General features: G+C 59.9%; 15 protein-coding genes. 11 read left to right on the forward strand and 4 right to left on the reverse strand.

Annotation, left to right across the window (positions count from 1 at the left end):
* The first annotated feature begins 1 nt into the window (after position 1).
* Positions 2-1,279 (forward strand): 4-aminobutyrate--2-oxoglutarate transaminase, encoded by a 1,278-nt coding sequence (gene gabT, locus WHX55_RS00755; RefSeq protein ID WP_108219752.1) that lies wholly within the window; start codon positions 2-4, stop codon positions 1,277-1,279.
* 136 nt (positions 1,280-1,415) lie between these two features.
* Positions 1,416-2,630: a response regulator gene (locus WHX55_RS00760; RefSeq protein WP_353741823.1), complete on the forward strand. Its 1,215-nt coding sequence runs from the start codon at positions 1,416-1,418 to the stop codon at positions 2,628-2,630.
* Positions 2,631-2,755: 125 nt separating this feature from the next.
* Here WHX55_RS00760 and WHX55_RS00765 read toward each other — a convergent pair whose 3' ends face one another.
* Both WHX55_RS00765 and desA read right to left on the reverse strand, forming a co-directional pair.
* Positions 2,756-3,745 carry a sensor domain-containing diguanylate cyclase gene (locus WHX55_RS00765; RefSeq protein ID WP_353741824.1) on the reverse strand — a complete coding sequence of 330 codons (990 nt, stop codon included), beginning with the start codon at positions 3,743-3,745 and terminating at the stop codon, positions 2,756-2,758.
* Positions 3,746-4,010: 265 nt separating this feature from the next.
* Positions 4,011-5,195 (reverse strand): delta-9 fatty acid desaturase DesA, encoded by a 1,185-nt coding sequence (desA, locus tag WHX55_RS00770; RefSeq protein ID WP_150755900.1) that lies wholly within the window; start codon positions 5,193-5,195, stop codon positions 4,011-4,013.
* Positions 5,196-5,342: 147 nt separating this feature from the next.
* Between desA and dibA the strand changes: the two genes are divergently transcribed.
* The 6 genes from dibA (at position 5,343) to WHX55_RS00800 (ending at position 11,681) form a co-directional block, all read left to right on the forward strand.
* Positions 5,343-7,262, forward strand: coding sequence for a phosphodiesterase DibA (gene dibA / locus WHX55_RS00775; RefSeq protein ID WP_353741825.1), 1,920 nt, complete (start codon positions 5,343-5,345; stop codon positions 7,260-7,262).
* A 286-nt stretch (positions 7,263-7,548) separates the two neighbouring features.
* A complete protein-coding gene (gene oscA / locus WHX55_RS00780; protein WP_007975618.1) occupies positions 7,549-7,731 on the forward strand; it encodes a sulfur starvation response protein OscA in 183 nt (60 codons plus the stop codon).
* Positions 7,732-7,799: 68 nt separating this feature from the next.
* Entirely contained in the window at positions 7,800-8,813 is a 1,014-nt protein-coding gene (locus WHX55_RS00785; RefSeq protein ID WP_150812072.1) for a sulfate ABC transporter substrate-binding protein, read from the forward strand.
* Between the two features lie 174 nt (positions 8,814-8,987).
* Positions 8,988-9,806: a sulfate ABC transporter permease subunit CysT gene (gene cysT / locus WHX55_RS00790; RefSeq protein WP_007972956.1), complete on the forward strand. Its 819-nt coding sequence runs from the start codon at positions 8,988-8,990 to the stop codon at positions 9,804-9,806.
* Positions 9,807-9,818: 12 nt separating this feature from the next.
* Positions 9,819-10,688 carry a sulfate ABC transporter permease subunit CysW gene (cysW, locus tag WHX55_RS00795; RefSeq protein WP_150726413.1) on the forward strand — a complete coding sequence of 290 codons (870 nt, stop codon included), beginning with the start codon at positions 9,819-9,821 and terminating at the stop codon, positions 10,686-10,688.
* A 3-nt stretch (positions 10,689-10,691) separates the two neighbouring features.
* A complete protein-coding gene (locus WHX55_RS00800; RefSeq protein WP_150755903.1) occupies positions 10,692-11,681 on the forward strand; it encodes a sulfate ABC transporter ATP-binding protein in 990 nt (329 codons plus the stop codon).
* Between the two features lie 121 nt (positions 11,682-11,802).
* Here the strand turns inward: WHX55_RS00800 and WHX55_RS00805 are convergent, their stop codons facing one another.
* On the reverse strand, positions 11,803-12,321 hold the full coding sequence (locus WHX55_RS00805; RefSeq protein WP_353741826.1) for an Mpo1-like protein: 519 nt from the start codon (positions 12,319-12,321) through the stop codon (positions 11,803-11,805).
* An 83-nt stretch (positions 12,322-12,404) separates the two neighbouring features.
* Between WHX55_RS00805 and WHX55_RS00810 the strand changes: the two genes are divergently transcribed.
* The 3 genes from WHX55_RS00810 to WHX55_RS00820 all read left to right on the forward strand — a co-directional run bounded on the left by WHX55_RS00810 (position 12,405) and on the right by WHX55_RS00820 (position 14,680).
* Positions 12,405-13,091 carry a Crp/Fnr family transcriptional regulator gene (locus WHX55_RS00810; RefSeq protein WP_150755904.1) on the forward strand — a complete coding sequence of 229 codons (687 nt, stop codon included), beginning with the start codon at positions 12,405-12,407 and terminating at the stop codon, positions 13,089-13,091.
* Between the two features lie 115 nt (positions 13,092-13,206).
* The gene (locus WHX55_RS00815) at positions 13,207-13,455 is read left to right on the forward strand and encodes a helix-turn-helix transcriptional regulator (protein ID WP_150755905.1); all 249 of its coding nucleotides are present in this window, start codon (positions 13,207-13,209) and stop codon (positions 13,453-13,455) included.
* Positions 13,448-14,680 (forward strand): type II toxin-antitoxin system HipA family toxin, encoded by a 1,233-nt coding sequence (locus tag WHX55_RS00820; protein WP_353741827.1) that lies wholly within the window; start codon positions 13,448-13,450, stop codon positions 14,678-14,680. Before WHX55_RS00815 ends, WHX55_RS00820 begins: the two co-directional genes overlap by 8 nt.
* On the opposite strand, the gene WHX55_RS00825 is transcribed toward WHX55_RS00820, so the two are convergent.
* Positions 14,681-15,685, reverse strand: a complete 1,005-nt coding sequence (locus tag WHX55_RS00825) for an AraC family transcriptional regulator (RefSeq protein WP_150756843.1) — start codon at positions 15,683-15,685, stop codon at positions 14,681-14,683.
* Between the last annotated feature and the right edge of the window lie 33 nt (positions 15,686-15,718).

Genomic DNA, 15,718 nt, shown 5'->3' on the forward strand with positions numbered 1-15,718 from the left:
TATGAGCAAGACTAACGCTTCTTTGATGGCCCGCCGTACCGCTGCTGTTCCACGTGGTGTTGGCCAGATTCACCCGATCTTCGCCGATTCCGCGAAGAACGCGACGGTAACCGACGTTGAAGGTCGTGAATTCATCGACTTCGCCGGCGGTATCGCCGTACTGAACACCGGCCACCTGCACCCGAAAGTCATCGCCGCCGTGACCGAGCAGCTGAACAAGCTGACCCACACCTGCTTCCAGGTACTGGCCTACGAGCCGTACGTGGAAGTGTGCGAAAAAATCAACGCCAAGGTCCCAGGTGATTTCGACAAGAAAACCCTGCTGGTGACCACCGGCTCCGAAGCCGTGGAAAACTCGATCAAGATCGCCCGTGCTGCCACTGGCCGTGCCGGCGTGATCGCCTTCACCGGCGCTTACCACGGTCGCACCATGATGACCCTGGGCCTGACCGGTAAAGTCGTGCCTTACTCGGCCGGCATGGGCCTGATGCCAGGCGGCATCTTCCGTGCGCTGTACCCGAATGAACTGCACGGTGTGAGCATCGACGACTCGATCGCTTCCATCGAACGCATCTTCAAGAACGACGCCGAGCCGAAAGACATCGCCGCGATCATCATCGAACCGGTTCAGGGCGAAGGCGGTTTCTACGTCGCGCCTAAAGAGTTCATGAAGCGTCTGCGTGCCTTGTGCGACCAGCACGGCATCCTGCTGATCGCTGACGAAGTACAGACTGGCGCTGGCCGTACCGGCACCTTCTTCGCCATGGAACAGATGGGCGTCGCTGCCGACCTGACCACCTTCGCCAAATCCATCGCTGGCGGCTTCCCGCTGGCCGGTGTGTGCGGCAAGGCCGAATACATGGACGCCATCGCTCCAGGCGGCCTGGGCGGCACCTACGCCGGCAGCCCGATCGCTTGCGCCGCGGCCCTGGCCGTGATGGAAGTGTTCGAAGAAGAACACCTGCTGGATCGTTGCAAGGCTGTTGGCGAGCGTCTGGTAACCGGCCTGAAGGCCATCCAGGCCAAGTACCCGGTGATCGGTGAAGTCCGTGCCCTGGGCGCGATGATCGCTGTCGAGCTGTTCGAAAACGGCGACAGCCACAAGCCGAACGCTGCAGCCGTGGCGTCCGTTGTGGCCAAGGCTCGCGACAAGGGTCTGATCCTGCTGTCCTGCGGCACCTACGGCAACGTTCTGCGCGTCCTGGTACCGCTGACCTCGCCGGACGAGCAACTGGACAAAGGCCTGGCGATCATCGAAGAGTGCTTCTCCGAGCTCTGATCACCCAGTGTGACCTGATCCACAAAAAACCCGCTTCGGCGGGTTTTTTCATGCCCCTGGAAACACATCCCGCGCATTAGCGCTGTATCGAATGGCCAGCATTGGCTAAGGTTTCCGCATTGCCAGGGAGAGCTGTATGACAACCGTCATTTTACCCGCGGTTCCAAGAGTCCTGATTGCCGAGGCCGACCCCTGGTCCCGGGATTTGCTCAAGGAAGTGTTGTTGAACGTACGCTGCGATGCGCGGCTGGATTTGTGCGCCGATGGTCAGCAAGCGCTGGAGCTATTGGCTGCCAACCCCTATGACCTGGTCATCGCCGACTGGGAGTTGCCGGGCGTCGATGGCCTGAATGTCCTGCGCAACGTCCGTCAGCGCAAACGCAATCCGCCCATGCCGTTCATTCTGATGAGCAGTCGTAACGACAGTGCCAGCGTGCGCGAGGCCTTGTCGCTGGTGCCGGCCGCCTACCTGACCAAGCCCCTGAATATGCAAAGCCTCACCCATAGGTTGCAGGGGTTGCTGCTGAACGCTGGCGAAGAAGTTTCGTGCGAAGTGCCGGCGCTGGCACAGGGCATGACGTTGTCGGTGTTTCTGGAGCGTCGCCGGGAATTGGCCGACGGCGCGCCGCTGATGACCGACGTGCAAGTGGCGGTCAAGCGCAGCCTCAATCCCAATGGCCTCGACCTGACGGTTCTGGAAGGCGAAATCCGCACCGATCCGCAGGTCACGGCCGTGCTGATCGCCGCTGCCAACAGCGCGGCCCAGCACCACGGCGCCGCTGTGCAAACCCTGTCACAGGCACTGCATCGCCTGGGCACCGGGCAGAGCATGAACCTGATTCTCGGGCTGGCACTCAAGCGCAGCGCACGGCTCAGCGATCCGCAATTGGCCGACTATGCCGAGCGCTTCTGGGATCTGTCGCTGCACACCGCCGAATACGCGCGAACCCTGGCGCGCCTGCTCGATCTGGATCAGGAGCGCTGCTATTGCGCCGGTATGTTGCATCGTCTCGGCGATCTGGCGCTGCTGCGCTGTTTGCAGGAGTGGAAACAGGCCGGTGGTGAACTGGACGAGCAGGAGGACGTGGGCGAAGCGCTGGTTGAATTTGGCGCGGCCTATGGTTCGGCCCTGCGCACGCGCTGGCGCCTGCCACTGGAGTTGCGGGAGCTGATTGCAGCCGCCTACCAGCTCGGTGGCGGGGTTTATTCCCGCGAAGCGCTGGTGATGAACATGGCGGCGCAGATGGCGCGCCTGACCGAGCATGAGGGCATCGAGGCGCTGGCGAAGAGCCGGACGGCGCGGTTGCTCAAGATTGGCTTGCCGGAGTTGATGCGTTTGCGCAGGAAGTAAAGCCACCACTCAACCCTGTGGGAGCGAGCTTGCTCGCGATAGCGGACTGTCTGCCAACATTGATGTTGAATGAGCCGCCGCCATCGCGAGCAAGCTCGCTCCCACAGGGTTCTATGGTGTTCCTGTCAGGCAGTAACAATCCGGTTCTTGCCCTCGCGCTTGGCCTGATACATCGCGGTATCCGCCCGGGAAAACAGGTTCTCCACGTTTTCGTCCGCGGCGCTCAGGCTGGTCAGGCCCTGGCTGACGGTGATGCCGAACGTCTGGCCTGCATGGGTGAAACGCAATCGCTGAATCTGCTGTTGCAAGCGTTCAGCCACTTGCAGGGCCATCTGTGGCGTACAGCCGGGAAACACCGCTGCGAACTCCTCACCGCCAATGCGCCCGAACAGGTCGCCACGGCGCAACGCTGCGCGGCCGCTATCGGCGATGCGTTGCAACACGTTGTCGCCTTCCTGGTGACCATAGGTGTCGTTGATGATTTTGAAGTCATCGATGTCCAGCATCAGGAACGACAATGGCTCGCCCTGTTGCCGGGCGTGTGCGAACTCGCGGTGGGCGCATTCGAAGAAATGCCGGCGATTGCTGCTCTGGGTCAGCGCGTCGGTGGTGGCCAAGCGGTGCAGCTCGGTTTCCATCTGCTTCTTGTCGGTGATGTCTTCGGCGATGCCGACGATGATCACCGGTTGCCCCGGCTCGGCCTGGCGGTTGACGTAGCATTTGTCGCTGAGCCAGCGCACCTGGCCATCGGCGGCAATGATTCGATACTCGCGGTCTTCGACGGCGCCTTTGTCCAGCACTTCGGCCAGACTGCGTTCGGCGTAGTCCAGGTCGTCAGGGTAAATGCTGTCGCGCCATTGGTTGCAGTCGGCCAGCAGTAGATCGGCCGAACGGTCAAAGATCCGTTCGTAGGCGGGGCTGACGTAAAGCACCTGGCGGGTTTCCCAATCGAATGCCCACAGCACCGCGTTGACGCTCATCAGCAAGGTGTTGAGCAACTGTTCGCGTTCGCTCAGGCGTGCGACTTCACTTTGGGCGTGCATCAGCGCCATCAGGGTCTGCGCGGCCTCGGGCCAATGGGACGGAGATGAGTCTTGCAGGTTTTTTTCGGCCATCGACACAAATCTCAAAGGGCATGCCGCGCGCGATCGCGGCCAACATCAAGCCCGCCGGGGATGGCGAAGTGTCTTTGAGATAGGGCTTTTCAGATGAAGTTCCCGCCTTTTGCGGCGAGGGAACTGGCTCCCGCCGGGCGGTACTGGCGATGCCTTTTTGCGGCCACAAATCAATGTGGGAGCGAGCCTGCTCGCGAAAGGGGGGTGCCAGTCAAATCAATATTGACTGACACGCCGCCTTCGCGAGCAGGCTCGCTCCCACAGGTCAGACGGCGGCAGGACGCAGGGAGTAGGTCTTCAACTGACCGGCGAAGTCGCGCAGGGACTGAATCCCGCTGGCTTCGGCTTCGTGTACCCAATCCTTGATGGCCGCCAGCATGTCGTGACCATTTGAGCTGGTCTTGACCCAGATCTGCTGCAAGGCCAGGCGTTTCTCGTAAATTACCTTCAGTGCCTGACTATGCTCGAGCATGTTCTGGATGCGTACATGGTGTTTGTCATCCAGCAGACTGGTTTCTCGCGAAAGCAGGCGTTTGGCCCGGTGGAACTGGTGACGTACCGAGTGATCGACCTTTTCCAGCTCTTGTTTGACCAGCGGGCCGATCACCAATTTGCGGTACTGGGCCATGATCTGGAAGCGGTTGTTGAGGATCGCCATGGCGGTATCCATGTCCAGGTTGCCCTTGCCTTCGACGCGATGGGCAATCGGCGCAACCCGCTGGACCTTGGCCAGGCGCAGGAAGCTGAAGACTTGAATCCACGCCCAGCCCAGGTCGAATTCCCACTTCTTCACCGACAGTTTTGCCGAGTTAGGGTAGGTGTGATGGTTGTTATGCAGTTCTTCGCCGCCAATCAGGATGCCCCAAGGCACCAGGTTGGTCGCCGCATCGCGGCATTCGAAATTGCGGTAGCCGATGGCATGGCCCAGGCCATTGACCACGCCGGCGGCCCACACCGGGATCCACATCATCTGGATGGCCCAGATGGTGATGCCGATGGTGCCGAACAGCAGCAGGTCGATAACGCCCATGATCGCAATGCCCAGCAGCGGGAAGCGGCTGTAGAGATTGCGCTCGATCCAGTCTTCGGGGCAGTTCTTGCCGTAGATGCGCAGCGTCTCGGGGTTTTCCGCTTCGGCGCGGTACAGCTCGGCGCCTTTGCGCAGCACCGTGGACAACCCCTTGATGACCGGGCTGTGCGGGTCATCGACGGTTTCGCATTTGGCGTGATGCTTGCGGTGGATGGCGGTCCACTCGCGGGTGTTCTGCGCCGTGGTCAGCCACAGCCAGAAACGGAAGAAATGCTTAAGGCCCCCATTCAGCTCCAGGGAGCGATGGGCCGAGTAACGATGCAGATAGACCGTGACGGCGATGATCGTGACGTGGGTCATCAGCAGGGTGACTGCTACCAGCGACCAGGGCGACAAGCCAAGAAAACCTTCGTACCACATAGGCTGTAGGGCCCTCGATAAAGAAAAAAACAGCCGTTGCATTATCACTAAGCCCACACAGAAAACCAGTCGCCCTTTCAGATAAGAGTGGCTGGATGTGTCTTTAAACCATCATTCCAACCTTTTTGTAGGGACATGGATCGCCGGATGTCTGCCACCTATCGCGATGCCTTGCGCGCAGCGCTGCTCTATCTGTTGCTTTCTGTGGTTTGGATGCAGATCAGTGGCTATTTATTAAACAGTTTCTTCGATAGCTCTGCCGAGCGACTGCGATGGCAACTGATCAACGGTTATGTTTGGGTGCTGTTCAGCGCCGGGTTGATCTTCATTGCCCGGGCGCGGTTGCTGCGGTGTCTGGGTATCGGCGCCCAACTGCGTGAGCGCGATGCCGACCGCATGCGCTTGCGCCAGGCGGCGGCCGTGTTCGACTGCACCCGCGAAGGCGTGCTTGTCACCAACCGGGAAGGCGTGATCGTCCATGTAAACCGGGCATTCATGGAAATTACCGGTTACGGGTGTGGGGACGTGCTGGGGCAGCGGCCCAATCTGTTCAAGTCCGGGCGACATTCTCCTGAGTTCTATCAGGTGATGTTTGCCACGCTCGCCAGTGTCGGGGAATGGAGTGGGGAAATCTGGAACCGGCGCAAAAGCGGCGAGATTTACCCGCAATGGCAAACGATCCGCCTGATCCATGACGACTACGGCCGGCCGAGCCAATATGTGGCGGTGTTTTCCGACATCAGTGCAATCAAGAACTCCGAACACGAACTGAAGCACCTGGCGCACCACGATCCGCTGACCGACCTGCCGAACCGCCTGCTGTTCACCGACCGCGCCGAACAGGCCCTGGCCTCGGCACAGGTGCACAAACGTGGCTGTGCGCTGCTGATGATCGATCTCGATCACTTCAAGATGATCAACGACAGCCTCGGGCATACCATCGGTGATCAGTTGCTCAAGGCTGTGGCCGGGCGCCTGGGCGCCATGTTCGGTCCGGGCATCACCCTGGCGCGGTTGGGCGGGGATGAGTTCGCCATACTCGCCGAAAGCTGTCCGCAACTGGTTCAGGCCGCTGCGTTGGCCCAGCGAATCATCGATGGTCTTAAAGAGCCGTTCCTTATTGATGGGCACCAGCTGCCCATCAACACCAGCATCGGCATCAGCCTGTTCCCCAGCGATGCGTTGAGCGTCGAGCAACTGCTGCGCAATGCCGACTCTGCACTGTTCAAGGCCAAGAGCACGGGGCGCAATGATTATGCCCTGTACACCGAAGAGCTGACGGCCCACGCCCAGCAACGGGTGGAGATCGCCTTCGAATTGCGCCGTGCCCTGGACCGGCAAGAGCTGCGGGTCCATTACCAGCCGGTTCACGACCTCAAGACCAGCCGCCTGATTGGCGTCGAGGCGCTGGTGCGTTGGCAGCACCCGCAGCGGGGGCTGGTGTCGCCAGCGGAATTCATTCCGGTCGCCGAACGAACCGGTCTGATTGCTGAAATCGATGCCTGGGTCATGACGCAGGCATGTCGGCAGATGTGCCAGTGGCAGCAGGGCGGGGTGGTGCTGTCGTTCGTCGCGGTCAACGTGTCTTCGCGTCTGTTCGCCCGTCGAGAGCTGTATCAGCAGGTGGCGCAAATCCTGCGCGAAACCGGGCTGGAGTCGGCGTTTCTGGAGCTGGAAGTCACCGAAAGCGCGGTGATGGAGGACCCGGAAGTCGCACTGGAACAAATGCATCGCCTGCGCGAGCTGGGTGTGCGCCTGGCCATCGACGACTTCGGCACGGGTTATTCATCGCTGCTGCGGCTCAAGCGCCTGCCGGTGCAAAAGTTGAAAATCGACCAGGGCTTCGTCGCCGGATTACCGTGGGATGAGGACGATGCGGCGATTTCACGGGTGATCATCGCTCTGGCCCAGAGCATGGGCATGCAGGTGCATGCCGAGGGGATCGAGCAGGTCGAACAGGCTGCTTTCCTCCTCGGGCAGGGGTGTGATCTGGGGCAGGGCTATTGGTTCGGACGGCCGGTGCCGGCGGTGCAGCTCGATTGGATGCATGCGCCGGTGATTGGATAGGCGCAAACCCTGTGGGAGCGAGCTTGCTCGCGATAGCGGAATATCAGTCGACATTTCTGGTGACTGACACTCCCTCTTCGCGAGCAAGCCCGCTCCCACAGGTTTTTTTGTGTGTCTGAAAAAGGGTGATTCACCTCAAACCCTTGTCCCTCCAGTTAATCTCTTATGGTTATATAAACATTCTTAAATAGTCTTTTTAAGAATATCTGTGTCTCTCTAGTATTGCTCTCAAGCCGCAAGCAGTGCCGACACTGCGAGGCAACCTCTCAGTTGAAGGAGCAGCAATATGAGCGCATCCCTGCGTAGCGTCGACGGTCAAGACGAAGCCACCATCCTGCGTGAAATCCAGAGTGCCCTGCGCGATCTGCGCTTTGGTGCCGTGGAAATCACCGTGCACAACGCCCAGGTGGTGCAGATCGAACGCAAGGAAAAATTCCGTTTGCAGCAGCCGGGCAACAAGCCGGGCTGAGGCGAATCAGGCAACGCGATATCCCATAAGAAAAAGCCAACAAACCAAGAATTCCAGGAGCTTTCACCATGTCGTCGATTCGTCATTTTGCTTTGGCCGCCCTGGCCAGCGCCCTTTTTGCCGGTTCCGCCGTTGCCAAGGACTACGAGCTGCTCAACGTGTCGTACGACCCGACCCGCGAGCTGTATCAGGACTACAACGCCGAGTTCATCAAGTTCTGGCAAAAGGACCACGCTGGTGACTCCGTGAAAATCCAGCAATCCCACGGCGGTTCGGGCAAGCAAGGCCGGGCGGTGATCGATGGCCTGCGTGCCGACGTCGTGACCCTGGCCCTGGCCGGTGATATCGACGAAATCGCCAAGCTCGGCAAATCCCTGCCGGCCGACTGGCAAAAACGCCTGCCGGACGCCAGCACGCCTTACACCTCGACCATCGTGTTCCTGGTGCGCAAGGGCAACCCTAAAGGCATCAAGGACTGGGGCGACCTGGTCAAGAATGACGTCTCGGTGATCACGCCGAACCCGAAAACCTCCGGCGGTGCGCGCTGGAACTTCCTCGCGGCGTGGGCCTATGGCCTGAAAGCCAATGGCGGCGACGAAGCCAAGGCCAAGGAATACGTACAGACCCTGTTCAAGCACGTGCCAGTGCTGGACACCGGCGCTCGCGGCTCGACCATTACCTTCGTCAACAACGGTCAGGGCGACGTATTGCTGGCCTGGGAAAACGAAGCCTTCCTGGCCCTGAAGGAAGAGGGCGGCGCCGACAAGTTCGACATCGTCGTGCCTTCGCTGTCGATTCTCGCCGAGCCACCGGTGGCGGTGGTCGACAAGAACGCCGAGAAAAAGGGCAACGAGCAGATCGCCGAAGCCTACCTCAAGCACCTGTACAGCCCGGCCGGCCAGGAAATCGCGGCGAAGAACTTCTATCGTCCACGTGACAAGGATGTGGCCGCCAAGTACGCCCAGCAGTTCCCAAAACTGGAACTGGTGAGCATCGACAAGGACTTCGGCGGCTGGAAAACCGCACAGCCGAAATTCTTCAATGACGGGGGCGTGTTCGACCAGATCTACCAGGCGCAGTAATCTTAAATAGCCATCAACGAGCACCCATGCATGGGTGCTTAACCTGTGGGAGCGAGCCTGCTCGCGAAGGCGGTGTTTCAGTCGACAGGGATGTTGACGGGTACTCCCCTTTCGCGAGCAGGCTCGCTCCCACAGGGATGGTTTTAGCGGAACGCTTTTTAACCAAGGACTTTTATGTCGCGTCGTATCTCCCCCGTCATACCCGGCTTCGGGCTGACGCTGGGCTACACCTTGGTGTACCTCAGCCTGATTGTGCTCATACCACTGGCGGCGATGTTCGTGCATGCCGCTCAACTCACCTGGGATCAGTTCTGGGCAATCATCTCGGCGCCACGGGTGCTGGCCGCATTGAAGCTCAGTTTCGGCACCGCCCTGTGTGCCGCGATCATCAACGGCATCATCGGCACGCTGCTGGCCTGGGTATTAGTGCGCTATACCTTCCCTGGACGAAAAGTGATCGATGCCATGATCGACCTGCCGTTCGCATTGCCCACGGCGGTTGCCGGTATTGCACTGACGGCGTTGTACACCCCTACCGGTCTGGTGGGTCAATTTGCAGCGGATCTGGGTTTCAAGATCGCCTACACCCCCTTGGGCATCACCCTTGCCCTCACTTTCGTGACACTTCCATTCGTAGTACGTACCGTACAGCCAGTATTGGCGGATATTCCTCGTGAGGTGGAAGAAGCTGCAGCGTGCCTGGGTGCAAAACCGTTGCAGGTTTTCCGCCATATCCTGCTGCCGGCACTGCTTCCGGCATGGCTTACCGGTTTCGCTTTGGCCTTTGCCCGCGGGGTCGGCGAGTACGGTTCGGTGATTTTCATCGCTGGCAACATGCCGATGAAAACCGAGATTCTGCCGCTGCTGATCATGGTCAAGCTCGACCAATACGATTACACCGGCGCTACCTCCATCGGTGTACTGATGCTGGTGGTTTCCTTTGTCCTGTTGCTGCTGATCAACTTGTTGCAGCGGCGCATCGAAACCCCATAAGGAGGCGCACCCATGTCCCAATCGTCTATTGCTGCCGCTTCCTCGAACGCTGCCCGCCGTGGCAGTGCGACTTCGCGGCGAATCCTGATCGGCCTTGGCTGGCTGATTTTTGCGCTGTTCCTGTTGCTGCCGCTGTTCATCGTGGTGTCCCAAGGGCTGAAGCTCGGCCTCGGGGCGTTTTTCACCGCGATCTTTGAGCCGGACGCGCTGTCGGCACTGAAGCTCACGGTCATCGCCGTACTGATTTCGGTGCCGCTGAACCTGGTGTTCGGCGTCAGTGCTGCGTGGTGCGTGAGCAAGTACTCGTTCCGCGGCAAGAGCATGCTGGTGACACTGATCGACCTGCCGTTCTCGGTGTCGCCGGTGATCGCGGGTCTGGTCTATGTGTTGATGTTCGGCGCCCAGGGCCTGTTCGGCCCATGGCTTTCGGACCACGACATCCAGATCGTCTTCGCCCTGCCGGGTATCGTGCTCGCGACGATCTTCGTCACCGTGCCGTTCGTGGCCCGTGAACTGATCCCGCTGATGCAGGAACAAGGCACTCAGGAAGAGGAGGCCGCGCGCCTGCTCGGGGCCAACGGCTGGCAGATGTTCTGGCACGTCACCGTGCCCAACATCAAATGGGGCCTGATCTACGGCGTGGTGTTGTGTACCGCGCGGGCCATGGGGGAATTCGGTGCGGTGTCGGTGGTTTCCGGGCACATTCGAGGGGTGACCAACACCCTGCCGTTGCACGTCGAGATCCTCTACAACGAATACAACCACGTGGCCGCGTTCGCCGTGGCGAGCCTGTTGCTGATCCTGGCGCTCTTCATCCTGCTGCTCAAGCAGTGGAGCGAAAACCGTATTAACCGCCTGCGCGCCAGCGCCGCGGAGGAATAATTCATGTCGATCGAAGTGCGTAACGTCAGCAAGAATTTCAACGCGTTCAAGGCGCTGGACAACATCAGCCTGGACATCCAGAGCGGCGAACTCGTCGCGTTGCTCGGCCCGTCGGGCTGCGGCAAGACCACGCTGCTGCGGATCATCGCCGGCCTGGAGACCCCGGACCGGGGCAACATCGTGTTCCACGGTGAAGACGTTTCCGGCCACGACGTGCGTGATCGCAACGTCGGTTTCGTGTTCCAGCACTACGCCCTGTTCCGCCACATGACGGTGTTCGACAACGTCGCGTTCGGCCTGCGCATGAAGCCGAAAAACCAGCGCCCGAGCGAAAGCCAGATCGCAACCAAGGTTCACGAACTGTTGAACATGGTGCAACTGGACTGGTTGTCGGATCGCTATCCGGAACAACTCTCCGGCGGTCAGCGCCAGCGCATTGCCCTGGCCCGAGCGCTGGCGGTGGAGCCGAAAGTGCTGCTGCTCGACGAACCCTTCGGCGCCCTCGACGCCAAGGTCCGTAAAGAGCTGCGCCGCTGGTTGGCGCGCCTGCACGAAGACATCAACCTGACCTCGGTGTTCGTGACCCACGACCAGGAAGAAGCGATGGAAGTCGCCGACCGCATCGTGGTGATGAACAAGGGTGTGATCGAGCAGATCGGTTCACCGGGTGACGTCTACGAAAACCCGGCCAGCGATTTCGTCTATCACTTCCTCGGTGATTCGAACCGACTGCACCTGGGCGAAGACAGGCACGTGCTGTTCCGCCCGCACGAGGTGTCGCTGTCGCGCCATGAGCTGGAAGATCACCACGCAGCGGAAGTGCGCGATATTCGTCCGCTGGGCGCGACGACGCGGGTGACGTTGAAGGTCGAAGGACAGAGCGATCTGATCGAAGCTGAAGTGGTCAAGGATCACGACAGCCTGGTTGGTTTGGCAAAAGGCGAGACGTTGTTTTTCAAGCCGAAGGTCTGGCAGAAGGTTGCGAATATTTAAAATCAAAAGCTTCGTCGGATCGCCGCCCGGAGCAAGCTCGCTCCCACAGGTTTCGGGGTGTTCACAACTTTTGTGTTCAACGCCAATCCACTGTGGGAGCGGGCTTGCTCGCGAATGCGATCTAAACAGCGGCACGCTTCGGATTGACCCGCACCCTACCCGCCCGCGCCTCGATCTGCTCTTTGAGCTCATGCCGCATCCCCAGCATGAACGCCAACTCGGCCACCACGAACAACGGCCCGACAATCAACCCGGTCACGTCATCGACAAATGCCGGTTTGCGTCCTTCGTAGTGATGGCCGACAAACTGGATCGCCCAGCCGATCACGAACATCGCCACGCCACTGCCCAGCCAGACCAGCGTGCTTTGTTGCGCCAGCACCTGACCTGCCCAGACACACAGCCCGAGCAACACCGTCATCAGCACCCCAAGGCGCAGTTCAAGGCGCAGGTAAAACCACGCTGAGGCCAGTGACACCAGCACCGCCGGCGAAAGCCAGCCCCCGGCCCACTGCGGACGTGACAGCAGCACGGCCACGGCCACCACGATCAGCGGAATGCCGATAAAGTGCGAGGCGATGTTGCGCGGGTCACGGTGGTAGGCGGCGTATTGACTGAGGTGGTCGACGAGGCTTTTCATTGTTGTTCTCCTGTGGGGTGATTGATCATGCCCCGGGGCCACTTCCCGCTCTGTCAGCCAGGCGACAATCTTTAGGAGTTTTCATGGATATGCAGGTCTGGCGTCCACGCCTGATGAGCGGTCAGTGGTTCAGCCATTTACCTGTTTCCCTACAGGATAGCCTGCTGTCGGCGGCCAGGCTGCGGCGGCTGTCGCCGGGCCAGCGGCTGTTCAAGCGTGGCGATCCACCCTGCGGCCTGTACGCGGTGCTTGAAGGCGCGGTGCGCGTCGGTGCCGTGAGCGAGCAGGGCAAGGAAGCGTTGCTGAGCCTGGTGGAGCCGCCGCACTGGTTCGGCGAAATCTGCCTGTTCGATGGCCAGCCACGCACCCACGATGCGTACGGCGTGGGCCAGTGCACGCTGCTGCACATTCCCCAGAACACCTTGCTGGCGCTGCTAAACGAGCATCCGCAGCATTGGCGACAACTGGCCTTGCTGATGAGCCAGAAACTGCGCATGACCTTCATCAACCTCGAACAACTGAGCCTGTTGCCGGCCCCGGCAAGGTTGGCGCATCGCTTGCTGATGATCGCTGAAGGCTATGGCGAGACCGCTCCCCCGCGTCGCGTCCTGCAACTGCCCCAGGAACAGTTGGCGTCGATGCTGTCGCTGTCGCGCCAGACCACCAACCAGATCCTCAAGGAGTTGCAGGGGCAAGGGATTATCGGGCTGAGTTACGGCGAAATTGAAATCATCGATGCCGAGCGGTTGCGGTTGTTGGCGTTGGTTTGATGCCAGGTAGGGGCGTCGTCAAATGTAGCTGGACTTCAGTCTCTAACTGCACTAAATACAATGCATAATCATTAATTTGATAAATTATGCACTGTATACGATGCATGGTGGTGAAATGGAAAACCTTGGCAAGCTGATCCGAACCTTACGCAAGGAAAGAAAACTCTCCCAGCAGGCATTGGCACAGCAATACGGAATGAGCCGGGCGACGATCTCCGGCATCGAAAACAACACCCTCTCCGAAATTGGTCTGCGCAAGGTCGAGGCGATCCTAAATGGCTTCGGTTATGAGCTGACTGCCGTGCCGCGACAGACGAAGCGGCCGACGCTGGACACCCTGAAAAAGGTGGATTTCCATGGATGAGCCGCAGGAGAAGGATCGACTGACTATCAGCGTTTCCAACAGTGCGGTGGGAGTCCTTGGCCGTGGTCAGTCACCTGTTGATACCGTGTTTGCCTACGCCGAAAACGCGCCCGAACAAAACGCCGTCTCGTTGACCATGCCGGTGCGGCTGGAGAGTTACGCGTGGGAACCAGGTGTTCCGCCGGTTTTTGAAATGAATCTGCCTGAGGGAGCCCTGCGCGATGAATTGACTCGTCGCTTCAGCAAGGCCGTCCGAGGATTTGACGATTTTTCGATGCTTGCCATCGTAGGCCCGCACCAGCTCGGAAGAGTCGGCATTTCAAAGGCCCAGGGTCTGGGCGACCAGCCACCTGAAACCAGCCTGGCGGAGCTTCTTGTACATGATGGTGCGCAAGGTCTGTTCGAAGACCTCTTGCAGACCTATGGCCAGTATTCAGGTGTTTCCGGTGTACAGCCGAAGGTACTGGTGCGTGACAGCGCGTCAACCATCGATCGGCTGTCCCATCGGGGTGCCACACATCTGGTCAAAGCCTTTCGTCCTGAGCAATACCCGGAACTCGCTGCCAATGAATACTTCTGCATGCGGGCGGCGTTGCATTCGGGTCTTGAGGTGCCGAAGTTTGAACTCAGTGAGCACGGCAAGTTTTTGATCGTTGAACGCTTCGACCTGAATGAAAAGGGTTACCTGGGGTTCGAGGACTTCTGCGTGCTCAATGCCTGGCCATCAAAAGCCAAATACGATGGTTCGTACGAAGGTGCGGCCAAGCAGATCAAGGCCTTTGTTTCTCCGCCTTTGCTCAATCAGGCACTGGAGTCGTTTTTCAAAATCGTCGCGCTGTCATCGGGTCTGAAAAATGGCGACGCGCACCTCAAGAACTTTGGCGTTCTGTACGAAGACTGTGGTGTCGATGCACCAATCAGCCTGGCACCTGCCTACGACATCATCACCACGTCGGTCTACATCAAGACCGATAGCATGGCGTTGCTATTGGGCGGATCGAAGGCGTGGCCCAAGTACAAAATGCTGATGCGGTTTGGCCGCTCCGCCTGCAATTTGACCGAGGGACGCTGCAACGAATTGCTGCAACAAGTCATCCATGGGATGGCAGTGGCGATGGGCGAGATGGGCCAACACATAAAGGCAAACAGTGCTTTTGCCGAGGTTGGAGAGGCAATGCTGGAGCAGTGGAACGAGGGGATGGCGCGCAGCCTGGTCAAAGGCTGATCAGCGCAACCCATCCCGAAACTGCCCAGGCGTCATCCCCGTCCAGCGCTTGAACGCACGACTGAAGCTGCTGGTGTCGGCAAACCCGAGCAGATAACTGATCTCGCTCAACGAACATTGCGGGTCACGCAAGTGCAGCAGCGCCAGATTTTCACGGCTTTCGTTGAGCAGCGTGTCGAACCGGTAGCCTTCATCGGCCAGGTGCCGTTGCAGGCTGCGCAGGCTCAGGTGCAGGGCCTTGGCGATGTGTTCGGCGCTGGGTTCGCCTTCGGGCAGTTGTTCTTCAATGGCGTCGCGGACCTTGCGCTCCCATGTCAGCGGCTTGAGTTGCGCCAGGGTGCGATTGAGCACGGTTTCATTGTGCTCGGCCAGTTCCGGGTTGGCGTCGTCCAGATGGCTGTCGAAGTCGACGAGGGCGAACTCCAGTCGATCCTCGTCGGCACCGAAGTGCACGGGCGAGCGAAAGACTTTATGCCATTGGTGTGCGTCTGCCGGCTCCGGGCGGCGCAGGTAGGTCGCCAGTGGTGCGTAGTCGCGCCCCAGGCGATTGCGGCAGGTGCGCACGTAAATCGCCATGAACGCGTCTATGGCTTCGAAGGCAGGAGCCGGGTTGCCCAGCGGAATTTTCAGACTGAAACAGTAGCGATCCTCGGCGCGGGTCAGCTCCAGTTCCAGGGCATCGCTGACCACCTGGTGATAACGCACGATGCGCTCGAACACTTCCCGCAGGCTGCCGCTGGCCACCAGCGCATAACCCAGCGCATGGAAAGTGGTTGGGCTGACGAAACGCGAAACCCGCAAACCGATCGCCGGGTCGCCGCTGGCCTGCACCGCCAGATTCCACAGGTGCGTGGTGCCCGACAGCGGATAGCGCGCGTTCGGGTCGTCCATCAGTTGTGGATCGAGCCCCGCTTGCTGGCACAGAGCGGTGCTGTCGATGCCCAGGGCATCGAGTTGCTTGCGCAGGGCGCGGGTCCAGCTGGCGAGGGAGGTCGGTTCAGTCATGCTGATTGGCGCTTCCGGTCAACAGGTTGGCGT

Source organism: Pseudomonas fluorescens, assembly GCF_040448305.1.
Classification (GTDB): domain Bacteria; phylum Pseudomonadota; class Gammaproteobacteria; order Pseudomonadales; family Pseudomonadaceae; genus Aquipseudomonas; species Aquipseudomonas fluorescens_BH.